This is a genomic window from Streptomyces sp. SM1, assembly GCF_002910825.1.
In the GTDB taxonomy this organism is placed as follows: domain Bacteria; phylum Actinomycetota; class Actinomycetes; order Streptomycetales; family Streptomycetaceae; genus Streptomyces; species Streptomyces okerensis.
In genome coordinates, this window is sequence record NZ_NEUB01000580.1 from 1 (window position 1) to 16,567 (window position 16,567).

Consider the following 16,567-nt stretch of genomic DNA (forward strand, 5'->3'; position numbering starts at 1 on the left):
CCGCTCCGCGGCGGTCGCCGCGTCGACGGGAACGGTGACCGGCTGCGGCGCACCCGCGACCGCCCAGTCCGGGTCCTTCAGACCGTTTCCGGTGACCGTGCACACGATCGTCTGCCCCGGGTCGACCTTGCCCTGTTCGGCAGCCTTCAGCAGACCGGCCACCGAAGCGGCGGACGCGGGCTCGACGAAGACGCCCTCCTGCGAGGCCAACAGCCGGTAGGCGCGCAGGATCTCACGGTCCGTCACCTCGTCGATGGCGCCGCCGGACTCGTCCCGCGCGGCGAGCGCGAGGTCCCAGGAGGCGGGGTTGCCGATCCGGATGGCGGTGGCGATGGTCGACGGGTCCTTGACGACCTCGCCACGGACGATCGGCGCGCTGCCCGAGGCCTGGAAGCCCCACATGCGCGGCGTCCTCGTGCTGACACCGTCGGCGGCGTACTCCTTGTATCCCTTCCAGTACGCGGTGATGTTGCCCGCGTTACCCACCGGCAGCACATGGATGTCGGGGGCGTCGCCGAGCATGTCCACGATCTCGAAGGCGGCGGTCTTCTGCCCCTCGATACGCGCCGGGTTGACCGAATTGACCAGCGCCACGGGGTAGTTGTCACTGAGCGCGCGGGCCAGTGTCAGGCAGTCGTCGAAGTTGCCGTCGACCTGGAGGATCTTCGCGCCGTGGACCAGCGCCTGGCCCATCTTGCCGAGCGCGATCTTGCCCTGCGGCACCAGCACGGCGGAGACCATGCCGGCCCGCACGCCGTACGCGGCGGCGGAGGCGGAGGTGTTGCCGGTGGAGGCGCAGATGACCGCCTTCGCACCCTCCTCCTTGGCCCTGGAGATGGCCATGGTCATGCCCCGGTCCTTGAAGGACCCGGTGGGGTTCGCGCCCTCGACCTTGAGGTGCACCTCGCAGCCCGTGCGCTCGGAGAGTACCTGCGCGGGCACGAGCGGCGTACCGCCCTCACGGAGCGTCACGACGGGCGTGCTGTCGGACACCGGCAGCCGGTCCCGGTACTCCTCGATGATTCCGCGCCATTGGTGGGTCATTGCTGGTTACTCTCCTTCAACCCGCATGATGCTGGCGACACCACGCACGGTGTCGAGCTTGCGCAACGCGTCGACGGTCCCCCCGAGGGCCGCGTCGGACGCACGGTGGGTGACGACGACGAGGGAGGCCTCCCCGTCCTTGCCCGACTGGCGAACCGTATCGATCGAGACACCGTGCTCCGCGAACACGGTGGCGACCTGGGCGAGAACACCCGGTTTGTCGGCCACGTCGAGGCTGATGTGGTACCGCGTGACGACCTCGCCCATCGACGAGACGGGCAGCGCGGCGTACGCGGACTCACCGGGCCCGGTGGTCCCGCTGACCCGGTGGCGCCCCACGGCGACCAGGTCCCCGAGCACGGCGGAGGCGGTCGGCGCACCGCCCGCACCCGGCCCGTAGAACATCAGCTGACCAGCGGCGTCCGACTCGACGAACACGGCGTTGTACGCCCCCCGCACGGAGGCCAGCGGGTGGCTGAGCGGAATCATCGCCGGATGCACCCGCGCGGTGACCGACGCCCCGTCTCCGGCCCGCTCGCAGATGGCGAGCAGCTTGATGGTGCAGCCCATCTCCTTGGCGGAGGCGAAGTCGGCGGCGGTGACCTCGGTCATGCCCTCGCGGTAGACGTCGTCGAGGCGCACCCGCGTGTGGAAGGCGATCCCGGCGAGGATGGCGGCCTTGGCGGCGGCGTCGAAGCCCTCGACGTCGGCGGTCGGGTCGGCCTCCGCGTACCCCAGGGCGGTGGCCTCGTCGAGGGCCTCCTGATACCCGGCGCCCGTGCTGTCCATCTTGTCGAGGATGAAGTTGGTGGTGCCGTTCACGATGCCGAGCACCCGGTTGACCTTGTCCCCGGCGAGCGACTCGCGCAGCGGGCGGATCAGCGGGATGGCACCGGCGACGGCGGCCTCGTAGTAGAGGTCCCTGCCGTGCTCCTCGGCGGCGGCGTGCAGCGCGGCGCCGTCCTGGGCGAGCAGCGCCTTGTTCGCGGAGACGACGGAGGCGCCGTGCTCGAATGCGGTGGTGATGAGCGCGCGGGCGGGCTCGATCCCGCCGATGACCTCCACGACGATGTCGAGGTCGCCGCGTTCGACGAGCGCGGTGGCGTCGGTCGTCACCAGGGCGGGGTCGATGCCCTCACGCACCTTGTCGGGCCGCCGTACGGCCACGCCCGCGAGCTCCACCGGGGCCCCGATCCGGGCGGCGAGGTCGTCGGCGTGCGTCGTCATGATGCGCGCCACCTCTGAGCCGACCACTCCACAGCCCAGCAGCGCCACCTTCAGCGGACGCGTACGCATCATCCGACCTCGTCTCCTGATTACCGTCTCGGTTGCACCAGTCTCACTCACCGGACGGAACTTTCTGCGTTATGTCCGGATCGTGAGACATCTATTTCATTTCCTTGACCGGAAAGACCGAAGATCTTCCGCCACCCGTCGCCGGCTGCCCGCCCCTCGTCACCCGACGTCGAGCCGGAGCAGATCCTCCTCGGTCTCCCGCCGGACGATCACCCGCGCCTCGCCGTCCCGTACGGCGACGACGGGCGGCCGCAGCACATGGTTGTAGTTGCTGGCCATGGACCGGCAGTACGCCCCGGTCGCCGGTACGGCGAGGAGGTCGCCCGGTGCCAGGTCCCCCGGCAGGAAGGCGTCCTTCACCACGATGTCACCGCTCTCGCAGTGCTTGCCGACGACCCGGCACAGCACCGGCTCGGCGTCGGAGCTGCGGGAGACGAGGGAGACGCTGTACTCGGCGTCGTAGAGGGCGGTACGGATGTTGTCCGACATCCCGCCGTCGACGGAGACGTACGTCCGCAGCCCGTCGAGCGGCTTGACCGTGCCGACCTCGTAGAGCGTGAACGCGGTCGGCCCCACGATGGCGCGCCCGGGCTCGACGGAGATCCGCGGCGTGCGGAGCCGGGCGGCCTCGCACTCCCGGGTGACGATCTCGGTCAGCGACTTGGCGATCTCGTACGGCTCACGCGGGTCGTCGTCACTCGTGTACGCGATTCCGAGACCGCCCCCGAGGTCGATCTCGGGCAGTTCGACCCCGTGCTCGTCCCGTACCTCCTTGAGCAGCCCCACCACCCGGTGCGCGGCGACCTCGAACCCCGACATGTCGAAGATCTGCGACCCGATGTGCGAGTGGATGCCGATGAGCTCGAGCCCGTCGAGCTTCAGCGCCCGCCGCACCGCTTCCGCCGCCTGCCCCCCGGCCAGCGGAATCCCGAACTTCTGGTCCTCGTGGGCGGTGGCGATGAACTCGTGCGTGTGCGCCTCGACACCCACGGTGATACGGATCTGCACCCGCTGCCGAATGCCGAGCTCCTGCGCGATGTGCGCGACCCGCACGATCTCCTGGAACGAGTCGAGCACGATCCGCCCGACCCCGGCCTCGACGGCCCGCCGGATCTCGCCGGGGGACTTGTTGTTGCCGTGGAAGGCGATCCGCTCGGCCGGCATCCCGGCGGACAGGGCGGTGGCCAGTTCCCCGCCCGAGCAGACGTCCAGATTCAGCCCCTCCTCGTGCAGCCACCGCACGACGGCCCGGGACAGGAACGCCTTGCCGGCGTAGAACACGTCGGCGTCGTCACCGAACGCGGTGCGCCAGGCCCGCGCCCGGGCCCGGAAGTCGTCCTCGTCGAGGACGTAGGCGGGGGTGCCGAACTCCTCGGCCAGCCGCTTGACGTCGATCCCGCCGACGGCGAGCACACCGTGCTCGTCACGCTCGACGGTCTGGGCCCACACCTTGGGGTCGAGGGCGTTGAGATCGGCGGGCGGCGCGGAGTAGTGCCCCTCGGTGAGGACGTCGGCGTGACGGGGCCCGGCGGGGTGTGCGGAACGGCTCATGATGTTCTCTCTGGGCTCTCTCAGAGGTGGTCGGGTGCGTCGATGCCGAGCAGGGACAGGCCACCGGCCAGCACCGTCCCGGCGGCTTCGGCGAGGGCCAGCCGGGCACGGTGGGCGGCCGAGGGTTTCTCGTCGCCGAGCGGCAGCACGGCGGGGAGCAGCGGCGGCAGGGCGTCGGCGACGCTCACGAGATGCCGGGCGAGCCGGTCGGGCGCACGGTGGGAGGCGGCGCCGGAAAGGACCCGGGGATGGTCGGCGAGGGCCTGGACCAACGCCGCCTGAGCCTCCACGGCCCCCGGCTCCGCCCCGAACCCCAGATCGGCGGCGTTGCGCACCACCGCCCGGCTCCGGGCGTGGGCGTACCGCACCCGGAACAGCGGATTGCTCTCCCGCTGCACCAGATGCCCGTCGTCGATCCGCGGCCGGTCGTGCGGCGCGGGATACAGCAGCGCCCAGCGCGCGGCGTCCCGCCCGAGAGGCAGTGGATCGGAGGGTGCCGGAACAGGACGGATACCGGCGTCGGGGGAACCGTCGGGGACGCCGTCGACGCGGACACCGAGCACACTCCCCCACTCGGCAACGAGCGGATCCGCGCAGCCGGCGTGCACGAGCGCCCCCTGCGACCGGAGAAGGCGCGCCACGGCATCGAGATGAACGACGGCCCGGACCTCGTTCGCCGCACGCAGCCGTACGACGCCCTGTCCGGCGAGGGAGTCGCCGTGCCCGTACCGGGACCCGTGCCGCAGAATCTCGCGCACGAGGTCGGCGGGGGCGCCGCTCCGCAGCCGGAAGTTGATGAACCCGGGCCCGGTGACGACTACGTCGCTGATCCCACCCGCACCCAGCAGACGCGCTCGGATCACCTCGGCGACCTTCGGCGCCGGCTGCCCGGCCCTCCGGGCGAGCTGCAGGGCGACGTTGGTGGCGTAGTCCCCGCACCCCCCGGGCCCCGGCGGAGCCACCACGACCCGCTCGGGCACGGCCACCGCCAGCTCCCCGTCCTCGACGGCACGGCGCACCGCGTACAGCACGGTGCGGGAGAGTTCGGCGGGGGTCACGGGACAAGCGTAGGGGAGAAGGGGGGTGGGTATGCGAACGGGTTAAACCACGATCCCGGCATGTGGACGCCCGTGGACACCCCCCGCCTCACCCACCCGCATGCCCGGCGGCCGGCTCGGCATCCCCGGTCCCCCGGACCCGCCCGAGAGAATCCACGATCAACTCGCGAACGAGCCGGACAAGTTCCTGAGGATCGAAGGGCTTGGCAAGAAAGGCGTCGACCCCGACATCGAGCCCGCGATCGACCTCGTACTGGCTGCAGGCGCTGACGATGACGAGCGGAAGGTCACGCGTACGCGGATCGGAACGCAGCCGGCCGGCGGTCCGCAACCCGTCGAGCCTCGGCATCACGACATCAAGGGTGACAAGGTCGGGCCGCACCTGATGAACGACTTCCAGACACTCTGCACCATCGGCCGCGGTCACGACCTCGATGCCCTCCAGCTCGAGGTTGACCCTGATCAACTGCCGGATGACCTTGTTGTCGTCCACAACAAGAACCCGGCCCGCAGCGCCTGGCACAACTCGAGAGTAGGTCGAGCCCGGCCACCACGTCCGGCGTTTGACCACTTCCACCCCGCACGGGCGACACCCCGCCCTCCCCCACCACCAAAACGGTTCCTGACCACCCCGTCGGAACTGGTAGTGTTCTACCCGTCGCCGCGATCACCGCGACCGACACGCCCCCGTAGCTCAGGGGATAGAGCAACGGCCTCCGGAGCCGTGTGCGCAGGTTCGAATCCTGCCGGGGGCACCTTGCACGAGGTGCCCAAAGACCCCGCCATCAGCGCTTTCGCTGAGGACGGGGTCTTCGCGTATGTGCAGGCGGATGCCGCCGGAAGCAGGCGTTTGTCAGTGATCACGTTGTAATAGCGTGTTGATCTTGAGTGGCTCCGCAGCAGGCCAGCGCGGGTTCTGAAGGCCCTCAACATAGCTCTGTGGACTATGCGTGGACGGGCCGGGAGCCCCGGATCTCTCCGGGGCTCCCGGCCCGTCGGTCGTGGGGCTGGCTTCAGTTCTCGGTGTCGTCCTCCCCCAGCCCTTGCATGATCCGGTCGTTCATCTCCTGTTCCTGGCCGTCGATGCACTTGGCGTAGATCTTCAGGAGCACGTCCACGGAGTGGCCGGCCCGCGCGGCAACCTCCGGGGCGGGCACACCCGAGTTGAGCCACTGGGAGACACCCGCGTGCCGGAGGTCGTACGGGCGGAAGGCCAGGACCGAGGACACCTGGTCAGGGATGAGCGCCAGTTCCCGAGCCTGCTTCCAGGCGCGGGAGTACGACGATGCGGCGATCACGTTGCCCCGCTCGCTGGAGAACAGCCGACCGTCGCCCGCCGTGCCGAACTCGTCCAGGTGCTCGCGGAGCAGCCTCACAAGCGGCGGAGGGATCGGCACGATGCGTACCTCACCGTGGGCCCGTTGCTTCAGGCCGCGCCGGTCGTGCGCCTCACCGGAGTCGGTCCACGTCTTCCCTGCCGTGGGGCGGGTCTCCGCCAACTCGATGCGCCCCCAGCCCTGTGCCGGAAGCGCGCAGTCGGAGCGACGAAGGCCCAGCGCCTCCCCCGGCCTCATGGCCGCGTAGTAGAGACACCCGAAGAACGCCCGCAGGCGCCGGCCACTCGCCCGTTCGTAGCCGCCCACGTAGGTGAGTGCGGTCAGCAGCTCCCGGGCCTGCCGGGGGTTAACCACCACCCGGCGGTCAACCTCCTGCACCGCCCGCTTGCCCCGCTTGCGCCGGACGCGGCTCAGCGGGTTGGAGGTGAGGTGTTCCAGCTCCACCGCGAACTCCAGGGCGTTGAAGACGACGGCTCGCCGACGCCGGTAGGTCTGCGTCGCCGCGGGCTTGCCGTCCAGCCTCCGACTCAATCCGTCGATCAGCTCGTGTGCACGGCTGATCTCTTGCAGCTCGCCGACCGGAAGCGACGCCCTCTCGATCCACCGCACGGCCGAGGCGATCTCCTCCGGCCGCTGCCTCTCCCTGCGCGGAACGGGCAGGATGTACGAACGCAGCGCCCTCCGCAGCACCTCCGGAGCGGGCCGCCCCCGTCCCGGTTTGACCAGGACGGGAACGACTGTCGCCAAGGCGTCCGTCATGCTGTCCCGCTGTTTGGCGGACGCCTCCGCCCACCGGGCATCGACGTACTTGACCGCCAGGTCGAGGAAGGACAGCGCCGCTTTGCCACCCCGCAGGAAGTCGGGCAGTCCGGTCACGGTGTCGAACGGCTCGCCCTTGTCGAGCGCCCGGACGAGCTTCGCGCGGAAGCGGTCCGCCAGCGCCTTGGTCTTGTGCGACTCGCTGAAGGGCTGACCGTCGACCACCCAGCGCACCAGGTAGGTCGGTTTCTTGGTGGTCTTGTTGACCGAGAGCTTCCACACGGAAGCCTTGTAGGACTTCACGACGCCACCCCCTCCGCCCGTTCCTCCAACCACTCGTCCAGCACGTCACGCCGAACCCGCAGCTCACCGTTCGGCAGACGGATACAGGCAGGGGCGATCCGCAGTTCCCTCCAGCGGTAGAAGGTGCGCCGGGAGATGCCGCCCAGTTCGTCGAGCACCTGCCGCACGGTGAGCAGTTCGGCCGCCCTCGTACGGGTGTCACGCGTCATGGCGACCACCGCCCTCCCGCACGGAGGCCGCCAGGAGCGCCGCTTCCGGTGAGTAGCCGCGCCCCGCGTAACGCCAGTAGCCGACCGTGACCGTCGAGTGTTCCGGCAGGCCGAGGGCGTCCCGCTGCTGCTCCGCGCGATGGTCGGCACGGGCCTGCCGGAGCGCGGTCAGCGTGGTCGAGTAGCGGCGCGACTTGGTGGAGAAGTGGCCGCCGTATCCGAGCATGTGGGCCCAGCGCCGCAGCCCGAGCGGCACGAACTCCGGCAGGCCTCCGAGCCACCAACACGTACTGATCATGCGCAGCACGTGAGCGCGGACCGGCAACATGACCATGTGCCGTGCGTGGTGGATACGACCGTCCACGGCGCCGGCGGTCTCCGCACCCTTGGTGGCGTACTTGGCGATATAGCCCGCCACGGCCGCCGCTGAGGCAGGCCGCTCCCCCGCTGTTCGTCCGGACGAGGTGACCGGCCGTACGTCGACCTGGGTACCGAAGCGCAGCACCCGCGGCCCGATGACGGCCGAGCCGGGGGCGGTCAGCCGCACCTTTCCGACCACGGCCCGCACGGAGTCCACGAGGAGCGGCACCGTGGCCCAGCCGGGCGGGTGCGAGTCGGGCCCGTCCGGGCCGTCGAGGCGGATCACGGCGTGGAAGTGGACCAGGCCCCGGCGCTGGTACTCGGCGACCTTCGCGTACGAGAGCCGGGCGACCTCTCCGAACTCCGTACGTGACAGGCCGACCCTCCGGGCGACCTCCCGTCGCAGCTCCAGCCCGAACCGGTGCCAAAGCCGACCGGCGGACGCGTGCCAGAGGACCGCCCCCGCGTAGTCGTAGCAGCGCGGGCAGAGGGGTTCGCCGAGACGGGGGTCGTCCGCCGGGTGGCGCTCCCGGCAACCGGCCAGAGCCCCGTGCGCGCAGTGGTCACCTGCCCGACGAGGCCGGCAGGGTCGCACGCGCCCGTCACGCTCGCGGCGCGTGTGGACCGGGCCGAACCCGGGGGCGGTGAGCGTGGCGAACACCCGTGGGTGATCCCTCACCGCCTCGCGGACACTTTTCCCTCCGACGAGCCCGGCCCGGACGAGTTGGTACGTGTCCGCCCGGTACAGGGCCGAGCAGGTCGGGCAGACCGTCGCTCGCCGGTTGCCGCACGCGGTGAGCAGGCGACCGCCGTAGGCATCCGATCCGTAGGAGAGCAGAGCGGCACCGGTCGTCGTGTCGTAGACGGTGGCCGCGCCGACCAGGTGAATCGGGTTGGTGCAGCCGCCGAGGCGGACGATGTTCCGGCGCCAAGCCGCGAAATCCGGATCCGAGGCTCTGGCGACGAGCGCCGAGACGCTCCGCGGAAGAGCTGTGGTCATCGCTGACCACCTCCGCCGCCGAACGCCTGCCCCATCACGGCCGAGATCCCCTCCGGCCGTGTCTTGGCGCTGAAGCGCAGCGTCGGGTTGGTGAGCCATACGGCGGCGGCGTGCCGGGGGCACAACCACTGCTCGGTTCCGTCGAGTTCGACGAGGACGATCTGTTCCCGTCCGGCGCAGGTCGGGACCTGCGCGTCACGCTGCCTGAGGTCACAGACGAGCGGCGGGGATTTGCGCGGACGATGCGCGGTGGACAAAGTGTGAGTACTCCTTTCACTGCTCACGTGGCGGATGGAGTGGGTTCCTGACGGGGTCGGGTTTGGCGACTTCGCGCCCCGTCGGGAGCCCGTCGTACGGGCGGTCATTGCCGCTCCTCGGGAGGAATGCCGACGACGCCGTACGAGATCGGGCCGAAGTCACGGCGGGCGCCGAAGTAGCCCCGGCCGATGTCCTCCGTCGGCACACCGAGCGGAGCGGCGACGGACTGCACGCCGTCGAGGCGCGTTGCGGAGTCGGTGGCGTCGACCAGGACGACGAGGGACGCGTGACGCGGTACGACCACGTCCGGATGGGCGGTCAGGAAGTCGATCAGCTCCCGCAGGCCGGCCAGGAAGGCGGCTCGGTCACCGGAGCGGATGACGTGGTTGGACACAGGGAGTCCCCTTGTCGGTCGGTGGTGGGGTGGTCAGAAGCGGAGTTGGCCGAGGAAGCCGTTCACTCCGTCGAGGAGGGCCTGAACCACGGGTGCGGCCACGGTCCGGGCGAGCAGGAAGCCGAAGGTTCCGCAGAGCAGCGCGTCGGCCCACCTGAGGTACCGGATGCGCAGGAGGAACCAGATCAGCAGGCCGAGCAGCAGAACGGCCGACATGGACACCAGCACGGCAAGCCCCTCTCACGGTTCGACGTGCAGTTCGGACAGGGCGGGAGTCAGGTGCGCGTACTCGGCGGCCACGGCTTCCGCGTCCGCTTCCGTGATCAGGTGGGACCGGGCGCGCTCCCAGCCGTCGCCGGAGGCAAGGACGGCGGTACCGGCCTGCTCCGGGGCGATGGCCTGGGCCGCCTTCAGCGCGTCGGGATTGAGATCGCCGAGCGCCATCTCTGCCGTACCGGGGTCGGCCACGCGGTGGCACACCCGGCCGCCCAGTTGCGCCCGCAGAGCCGTGACACCGGGCCCGAGGTCGGAGCCGACACGCTGGCCGGCCACCACGAGGAACACCCCGAGCGCCGCCCCGAGTTGGGCCAGCCGGATCAGCGCCGTACCGGCCGCGTGCGCTTCGTCCTTCTCGTTCCGGCTGGCCACGAGGAAGAGTTCCGCGATCTCGTCGACGATCACGACGACGGGGACCGGGCGTTCCTTGTCGGGCAGACCCCAGATGTTCCGGACGCGGGCCGCCCGGCAGAGGGACATCCGGTCGAGGGTCAGGTCAACGAGGGCGGTCAGCAGCCGCACTGCTTGCTCTCGGTTCGTCGCGAGGGCGGACAGCCGAGGCTCGTAGAGGGACAGTTCCATGCCGCCCTTGCAGTCGATGCCGACCAGGGCGACGGGCTGCGGCGCGAGGCCCGCCACGAGGGCGTTGATCAGCGTCGACTTTCCCGAGCGCGTGGCCCCGACGATCAGCCAGTGAGGGACGCGCCGCAGGTCGACCACCCACGCGGCCCCGGTCTCCAGGGCGCCCACGGTCACCCGGAGCAGATGGCCGGGCCCTCGCTGCTTCGGCACCTGCGGGTCTGCCAGCGGGTCGACCGCCGACGCGACGATCCGTACGCCCCCCGGTTTCCAGGAGGTCACCCGCACCGCGTGCACCTGCCAGCTTTCCGCCATGGCGGGGGCCGCTTTGACGAAGTGCTCCGGCACTTGACCCGGCAGCAGCCTCACGAGCAGGACGAAGCCGCCGGAGGTCGGGCGTATGAGCCCCCGGCGAGGCACCCGCGGCTGAGGCGGAGGCGCCCCCTTGCCGACGAGCCCGGACACGACGGTCAACGCCGGCCGACGGCTCACGGCAAGCCCGCAGCCCGCCATCAGGGGCCGCCAGGTCTGCACGACCCGGAAGGCCACGGCCGGGAAGCCGCATAACAACCACCAAGCGCCGGGATAGCGGCTGCGCAGGGCCGGGCCCGCCAGAAACAGACCCGGCACCAGCACGGCGGCCACCACCAGAACCCAGCTCGGCCACGTCGCGTCGGCCGAAGTAGCGGAGGCCAGTTCCATCACTGCCCGGCCCCCTTACCCGCCGAGGTGGCGGGAGCGCTCAGGGGCCGGATCTCCGCCGCGCGGAACGCGATCCCGTGCCGCCCGTCGTTCTCCCACGGCGTGGCGACCAGGTCCCGCACGGCCACGGGCATGCCGAGCTGCACACCGGCCGGCTCACCGGCCACGCTCACGTTCACGACGTCGGCCGACGTCCCCGCCATCAGGCAGAGACCGACCTGGTACACCGTCTTGCCGGTCTCGCGGTCGACGCGAAGCTGACCGGTCTCACGGTTGGCGACCCGCGGCGCCGGGGGGACTGCGCAGATGATCCCCGTGTACTTCGCGGTGTCGATCGGAAGGCTTGCCACAGTTCGGTTCTCCTCATCACTTGGGCACCCGAAGGGGAATCCTTCGGGTTGCTAGACCACCCGTAGTACGGATGGCTCAGGCAAGGTTGCCCACCCGTAGTACGGGTTGTCAACTGCCCTGAGGTGAGGGAAGCTTCTTTCTGTCGTGACAGACAGCCATCTGTCACGACAGAAAGAAGCAGTTGTCCACGGCCATGGAGGGCCCGCATGCCGCCGAAGAACACGCAGCCGAAGTACCGGCAGATTGCCGACTACCTGCGCGGAGGCATCCTGGACGGCACCTTCCCCTCCGGCCAACCCCTGCCCTCCGAAGAGGCGTTGGCGAAGCAGTTCGGTGTGACGCGCCCTACGGTGCGCCAGGGCTTGAGCGAGCTACGGGCTTCCGGTCTCGTCGAGGCCATCATGGGCCGCGGAACCTTCGCCCGCTCCCCACACAGCCGACCTAGTCACACGCGCCCGCGGGGCGTACGCAGAGCATCTGACGGCCGGTACATCGAGGCTGACGGCATCCGCTGGACCGACGCCGAACCACCGGTAGCCACCCGCACCGACGCCCCGCTTGCCCTCGCGGACCTACTCCGCATCCCGCCGGGCGAGCCCATGTTCACGTACGACGCGTTGCAGACGGCAGACCACGGCCACCTCCGCCAGCTCCACCGGACGTACATCCCGTTCTCGATACTCATCGACACCAAGTACGAGGACGAGGCCCCGCCGCCGGCCCCGGACCTCTACGCAGCGCTTGCCGGCCTGGGCCACGAACTCCACTTCACGGAGTACGTCCGCACCCGCATGCCCCTGCCGGACCAGGCCCAGACCCTCCGGCTCGCAGACGGGGTCCCGCTGCTGTACGTCATCCGCGTGACCCTCACAGAGGCTGACAGGCCCCTCGCCCTGGAGGAGTTCCACCTTCCGGGCGACGAGCTGGAGCTGTCGTTCCGGCTGTAGCACAGCCGTGTCGGGTCCCAGTTGGTTCAGATTTTCTCTACGTCATCAAGGCGGCTCGCTCCGCTCACCGCGCGCGGCCCGGCCCCCGGCCGGGCCTGCGCTCCTGCCTCCGTCCCGCTCCAGCCCGGCCGGTGCCCGTGCCGCGCCTGGCAGGCGAGCCGAATCCCATGAGTCGAATACCGCACACAGGCTGATCAAGGCCAAAACGATGCCTCCGATGGGGGATCGGCCAGCACCGGGATGGAGGGGGCGCCGTCGCCGACTGCGGACCCGTAAGGGGCGTGCGCGGGGAGCTCCCATCCCGTCCACCGTCGCCCCAGGCGGAGCCGAGCGGACGGGGCCCAACCAGGGCGCGAGCTGAAAAGGATCACTCATAGGGGCCGAGGAACCGTGAGCCGTTCAAGTGGATCAGGTGGTCGGGCGCGTCAGCCACCCAGGCTTCGGTCTCCCATGCGAGGTCGGCCAGCCACTTACGCATCGTGGCACGGTCCGGGAAGCAGTTCACGAACACCAGCCCTGCTTTGTCCGTCGCGAAGAGTTTCTTTAGGTGCTCACGCCGTCCGAAGTCGATCGGTCCGTGAGAAGTGACGGCCTCCATCAGGAAAAGCCAACCGCGCTGCTCGTCGTAAACCACGAGGTCCGGGTTTTTGCCGTGCTCGTCAAAGGCCAACCCGAGACGTGCGAAGACGTCGTCTTGGCGGATGTCGTAGCGGTGATCCTTGGCGTCCCCCAGGTAGAGCACCTGTCCGCCGGGGGCGAAGCGAGGGCAAAACTCCTCGACCATGTCCCGGATCAGAGGATTCTGGCCACCGGGAGAGAGGCGAAACAGAGAACCATCAGGAAGCGTGACCGGGAGCATCTGCATCTCGCGGGTTGCCTTATAAGCGGCCTGCTGGGTGGGAGCCTCGGACACCCAGGCATCGAGGGCATCTTGAAACCCCCGGGTGCCGAAGAGACGCACTACGGACAGAGCAGCCGGAGCGATCCGGTAGTTGTTCTTGGAGGAGTTGACCGCGCGCCCTTCGGGAGCATCGGAGTTGTGCTCAGCGAACCCCGCGTCGACGAACTGGTGGAGCGTCTGCTTACGGAAGGTCTCGCGCGAGTTCGGGGCATACCCTTTGTCCCATTTTTCCGCAATGACACCCATGATTTCCGTGACGCCGAGGCGCGGGTTGGTCGCCGTTCCCCACGGCTTGCCGGGCTCCAGGCCGAGCAGCGCGAGGGCCGTCAGGGCAGATCTGTTATTGCAGCGGATCTTGTCGAAGCCGAAGGCTTGCAGGAGGGCGCTGGCGTTGTCGACGGATGCTCGTAAAGTGCTGATCACTCCGCTGAGCCTACGACAGCGGGGAACATGTCAGCTACGAGAGCGTCGAGCTTCGCCTGTTCCGGGAGCCATTCCGGCGCGTTCTGCGCCAAGCGCACCAAGTCGTCACGAGAGGGGAAGGGGAGCGTCTTGACGTCCCCGGCGTTGACCTGGGTGTGCCCGGAGAAGGTGCGGAAGATCGCGTCGAGCGTCGAGGAGTTCAGCCAGAGCATCAGTCCATGCGCGAGCTGAGGGTCGATAGGTCCCTTCTTCTCGTGCAGGTAGTTGGTCTTATTGTCCAAGGCGACCGGGCCGTCGTGCTTCCAGACGCCCGCGACCACGCGACGCTTCTCCTCCTTGGCGGAGAAGCGCTTGATGACGACGTAGTACCCTTCGGGCAGGAGCAATTTGCGGGCGGCCTCGGTGCTAGGGGAGAAGCCCTGCGGCTTCTTCGCGGGGCGCTGCGGCCACTCGATCTCTCCGCCGCGCACGTTGGCCTGGTAGACCATCGGCACGACACCTTCGGCGCTGAGGTCATCGGTCAAGTGCTCGCGGTTGCGGAAGTCAACCACCTTGCCCGTACTAACGCCCAATCCCAGGTCGGCCAGAGTGAACGAGGCGGCCGGCGGCACGACAGCGGCGTCATCGAAGCGCACGAACCGCTCTCGGTCCCCGGGCAGGACCACGGCGCCGAACGGGACGGTACGACGCAGCGGGACGTCGTCGTGTGCGATCGACGCCGACAGGACGACCTCTGGCTGCTGGTCGCCCCGCGTGCCAGCCACGATGACGTTTTCCTGGAGGACGCCGGTGTCAGCGAAGACTGTGCTGCGGCTCTCGAAGACGTGCAAGAGGTCGAGGCTGGTGCGGTCGAGCATCCACTGGCGGAACGCGCGATGGTAGGTGCCGTTGGCCCAGGAGCGGGGCACGATGATCGAGATCTGGCCGCCGAGGGCAAGGGCAGCTGTAGCCTTGGCCCAGAAGGCCGTGTAGACGTTGCTGGTATCGACCAGGTGGTGCGCGATGCGCGTACGGTGCAGGCTGCCTGCGGCGAGCTTTCCATAGGGTGGATTGGCGACGACGAGGTCGAACGGCCCGTCGATGAGTGCGTCATCGTCGGTGAGGTAGTCGCCCTGCACGAGGTCGAACGTGGTGCCGTAGGTTGCCCTGCATTCCTCGAGCGTGGTGCGCAGGTAGGGCATGACCTGCGGGTCGGTCTCCACAGCAACAACGTGAACGTCGAGGTCAGGGCGCTCTTCATGCAGTCGAGTCACCAGTGCGGCGGTCAGCGAGCCGACCCCAGCGCCGGGGTCCAGAACGCGCACGGTATTGCTCAGCGCATCTAGGCGAAACATCGAGGCGATCAGGTCGGCGGCTGGCGCAGGGGTGAAGAACTGCCCCAGGGCGGCCTGAGTCCGAGGGGCAAGGACGCTGAGCGCCTCCACCCGTCGTGCCTCGGTGTTCTCAATCAGTTTCACGTCCGCGCTCCTCTCACGGGGCACCCGTGAGGCTGTTGGTGGAGATACATACTAAGTCCGCCACCCCGTGGCAACGTCGGGAGGAAGGCGCCGAAGGACACGAGAGCCTCAGGGCGGCCCTAAACCGTTTGCCATGCGCTGATCATCCATAGCACCACCAAAAGCGCCCCCAGGCTGCCGCCGGGCACAGACGCTCAGACTGACGGTGGTCTCTCCGAGTTTCGACTTTGATGCAGCGTGCCCTGTCAGGCAGGCCGGATGAACATGTGTGTCCGCTGGACCGGCGTAAGGGCTCAGGCAGCGTGGCCTGTGCCGGCCGCCGCGGCTTGCTCTGGTCAACGGCATTGCAGCGTGGCCAAGGACGGCGGGGGTACAGCGAGGCATACGCGTGCGTCGTCGGTCGGTGTGCCCGCCGTCGTGGCTGACTGTCGTCGGCTGAGCTTCAGGCAGGACATCGAAGATCTCGACGGGTGACGATTCCCACCGGGTGCACGTAAGCGTGGAGGCTGACAGCGGTCACATCCCATAGTCAGCCTCTGCGTTCACACAACCACCACGCCACAGGCGGACGCACAGCTCCCCAGCAACTGGTACGCGCCCAGCACAGGCCCGCATCGCCCTCACGGCAGCCTGTATGGCCCCAACGACCGAGCTCTTCAAGGCTACGGATCAGCGGCACGAGGCAAATAGCCGCGTGCCACAACCGTGCCAGATGCAGGGTGCAGCCACGGTCAACACCGGTGCCCCGCGGTCGAGTAGCCGCTCGCTTCCTCGGCCGGCGAAGCCGCAGCTCAGAGCCGAGATCACCCAGCCTCTCTCCTAATGCGGTGGTCACGCATACATGCGGCCTGCCGTTCGTCCGGGCTGCGGCGCTGGGGCGCCGGTCCCGGCCGAGCGGCAGGCCGAGGAACGCATCAAAGGGCGTAAGGACAGCGATGAGCCCCTTGCAGCCGTGCCGAGGCACAATGCCGCAAGGGGCCAGATTGTCTGTTGACGGGGCTGCGTTTGGATCGCGCCCACCAGGCACCCGAGGTGCGGCTCAGGCCGCAGGTGCTCGCCGCCGGGTGGGCATAGATGGTTCGGCCGCCGTGTCGCGTCGCTCAGCTTCCAGTCCTACCGTGATCAGCTTTGCCAGCAGTTCCGCTGCCTCAGGGCGAACGGTACCGAGTTGCACCAAGCCGTCACCGAAGACGTTCACGTCGGCGACCAGACCGGGGAAGTCGGAGTCCAGTCCGAACAACACCAGCTGATCGGCCAGAGTGCCGGCGCTTCGCCGGGCGCGGTTCCAGCCGCGAACATACGGCACACCGGGCGAGAGATCTTCCGCGCGCCGGGCCACCACTCCTCGCCGGTCGGTCATAA

Annotated in this window: 17 protein-coding genes and 1 tRNA gene; 2 read left to right on the forward strand and 16 right to left on the reverse strand. The window is 69.3% G+C overall.

Features of this window, described 5'->3' with window-relative positions:
• From thrC to B9S61_RS14215, 5 genes are all read right to left on the reverse strand, one after another.
• Nucleotides 1–1,044 (reverse strand): threonine synthase (gene thrC / locus B9S61_RS14195; RefSeq protein ID WP_103542582.1); only part of this gene is annotated, 1,044 nt, incomplete at its 3' end.
• A gap of 6 nt (nt 1,045–1,050) precedes the next feature.
• Nucleotides 1,051–2,340 carry a homoserine dehydrogenase gene (locus B9S61_RS14200; protein WP_103542605.1) on the reverse strand — a complete coding sequence of 430 codons (1,290 nt, stop codon included), beginning with the start codon at nt 2,338–2,340 and terminating at the stop codon, nt 1,051–1,053.
• 159 nt (nt 2,341–2,499) lie between these two features.
• Nucleotides 2,500–3,891: a diaminopimelate decarboxylase gene (gene lysA, locus B9S61_RS14205; RefSeq protein WP_103542583.1), complete on the reverse strand. Its 1,392-nt coding sequence runs from the start codon at nt 3,889–3,891 to the stop codon at nt 2,500–2,502.
• A 20-nt stretch (nt 3,892–3,911) separates the two neighbouring features.
• Nucleotides 3,912–4,949, reverse strand: coding sequence for an ArgS-related anticodon-binding protein NrtL (gene nrtL, locus B9S61_RS14210; RefSeq protein WP_103542584.1), 1,038 nt, complete (start codon nt 4,947–4,949; stop codon nt 3,912–3,914).
• Between the two features lie 88 nt (nt 4,950–5,037).
• Nucleotides 5,038–5,520, reverse strand: a complete 483-nt coding sequence (locus B9S61_RS14215) for a PleD family two-component system response regulator (RefSeq protein WP_103542606.1) — start codon at nt 5,518–5,520, stop codon at nt 5,038–5,040.
• Nucleotides 5,521–5,632: 112 nt separating this feature from the next.
• Here B9S61_RS14215 and B9S61_RS14220 point away from each other — a divergent pair.
• Nucleotides 5,633–5,704: transfer RNA gene (locus tag B9S61_RS14220), tRNA-Arg, on the forward strand.
• A gap of 258 nt (nt 5,705–5,962) precedes the next feature.
• On the opposite strand, the gene B9S61_RS14225 is transcribed toward B9S61_RS14220, so the two are convergent.
• From B9S61_RS14225 to B9S61_RS14260, 8 genes are all read right to left on the reverse strand, one after another.
• A complete protein-coding gene (locus B9S61_RS14225) occupies nt 5,963–7,348 on the reverse strand; it encodes a site-specific integrase (protein WP_103542585.1) in 1,386 nt (461 codons plus the stop codon).
• On the reverse strand, nt 7,345–7,557 hold the full coding sequence (locus tag B9S61_RS14230) for an AlpA family transcriptional regulator (RefSeq protein ID WP_103542607.1): 213 nt from the start codon (nt 7,555–7,557) through the stop codon (nt 7,345–7,347). Before B9S61_RS14230 ends, B9S61_RS14225 begins: the two co-directional genes overlap by 4 nt.
• Entirely contained in the window at nt 7,547–8,917 is a 1,371-nt protein-coding gene (locus tag B9S61_RS14235; RefSeq protein WP_103542586.1) for a replication initiator, read from the reverse strand. Before B9S61_RS14235 ends, B9S61_RS14230 begins: the two co-directional genes overlap by 11 nt.
• On the reverse strand, nt 8,914–9,174 hold the full coding sequence (locus B9S61_RS14240; RefSeq protein WP_103542587.1) for a hypothetical protein: 261 nt from the start codon (nt 9,172–9,174) through the stop codon (nt 8,914–8,916). Before B9S61_RS14240 ends, B9S61_RS14235 begins: the two co-directional genes overlap by 4 nt.
• A 104-nt stretch (nt 9,175–9,278) precedes the next feature.
• Nucleotides 9,279–9,569 (reverse strand): hypothetical protein, encoded by a 291-nt coding sequence (locus tag B9S61_RS14245; RefSeq protein ID WP_103542588.1) that lies wholly within the window; start codon nt 9,567–9,569, stop codon nt 9,279–9,281.
• A 33-nt stretch (nt 9,570–9,602) separates the two neighbouring features.
• Entirely contained in the window at nt 9,603–9,797 is a 195-nt protein-coding gene (locus tag B9S61_RS14250; RefSeq protein WP_004983392.1) for a hypothetical protein, read from the reverse strand.
• 12 nt (nt 9,798–9,809) lie between these two features.
• The gene (locus B9S61_RS14255; protein WP_103542589.1) at nt 9,810–11,126 is read right to left on the reverse strand and encodes an FtsK/SpoIIIE domain-containing protein; all 1,317 of its coding nucleotides are present in this window, start codon (nt 11,124–11,126) and stop codon (nt 9,810–9,812) included.
• Nucleotides 11,126–11,476: a hypothetical protein gene (locus B9S61_RS14260; RefSeq protein ID WP_103542590.1), complete on the reverse strand. Its 351-nt coding sequence runs from the start codon at nt 11,474–11,476 to the stop codon at nt 11,126–11,128. The genes B9S61_RS14255 and B9S61_RS14260 overlap by 1 nt, the downstream gene beginning before the upstream one ends.
• Nucleotides 11,477–11,683: 207 nt before the next feature.
• On the opposite strand from B9S61_RS14260, the gene B9S61_RS14265 reads away from it, so the two are divergent.
• On the forward strand, nt 11,684–12,424 hold the full coding sequence (locus B9S61_RS14265; protein WP_103542591.1) for a GntR family transcriptional regulator: 741 nt from the start codon (nt 11,684–11,686) through the stop codon (nt 12,422–12,424).
• A 367-nt stretch (nt 12,425–12,791) separates the two neighbouring features.
• Here the strand turns inward: B9S61_RS14265 and B9S61_RS14270 are convergent, their stop codons facing one another.
• The 3 genes from B9S61_RS14270 to B9S61_RS14280 all read right to left on the reverse strand — a co-directional run bounded on the left by B9S61_RS14270 (nt 12,792) and on the right by B9S61_RS14280 (nt 16,565).
• Nucleotides 12,792–13,748, reverse strand: coding sequence for a BsuBI/PstI family type II restriction endonuclease (locus B9S61_RS14270; protein ID WP_219819914.1), 957 nt, complete (start codon nt 13,746–13,748; stop codon nt 12,792–12,794).
• Nucleotides 13,745–15,205 (reverse strand): class I SAM-dependent DNA methyltransferase, encoded by a 1,461-nt coding sequence (locus tag B9S61_RS14275; RefSeq protein ID WP_181007363.1) that lies wholly within the window; start codon nt 15,203–15,205, stop codon nt 13,745–13,747. The genes B9S61_RS14270 and B9S61_RS14275 overlap by 4 nt, the downstream gene beginning before the upstream one ends.
• A 1,039-nt stretch (nt 15,206–16,244) precedes the next feature.
• Complete coding sequence (locus tag B9S61_RS14280) at nt 16,245–16,565, reverse strand: hypothetical protein (RefSeq protein WP_181007364.1); 321 nt, start codon at nt 16,563–16,565, stop codon at nt 16,245–16,247.
• Nucleotides 16,566–16,567 lie beyond the last annotated feature (2 nt).

What these genes read in the sequence shown, in the direction of transcription:
- B9S61_RS14255 (WP_103542589.1), bottom strand. Translation starts at nt 11,126, where the DNA reads ATGGAACTGGCCTCCGCTACTTCGGCCGACGCGACGTGGCCGAGCTGG.
- lysA (WP_103542583.1), bottom strand. Translation starts at nt 3,891, where the DNA reads ATGAGCCGTTCCGCACACCCCGCCGGGCCCCGTCACGCCGACGTCCTC.
- B9S61_RS14200 (WP_103542605.1), bottom strand. Translation starts at nt 2,340, where the DNA reads ATGCGTACGCGTCCGCTGAAGGTGGCGCTGCTGGGCTGTGGAGTGGTC.
- B9S61_RS14230 (WP_103542607.1), bottom strand. Translation starts at nt 7,557, where the DNA reads ATGACGCGTGACACCCGTACGAGGGCGGCCGAACTGCTCACCGTGCGG.
- B9S61_RS14235 (WP_103542586.1), bottom strand. Translation starts at nt 8,917, where the DNA reads ATGACCACAGCTCTTCCGCGGAGCGTCTCGGCGCTCGTCGCCAGAGCC.
- B9S61_RS14265 (WP_103542591.1), top strand. Translation starts at nt 11,684, where the DNA reads ATGCCGCCGAAGAACACGCAGCCGAAGTACCGGCAGATTGCCGACTAC.
- B9S61_RS14280 (WP_181007364.1), bottom strand. Translation starts at nt 16,565, where the DNA reads ATGACCGACCGGCGAGGAGTGGTGGCCCGGCGCGCGGAAGATCTCTCG.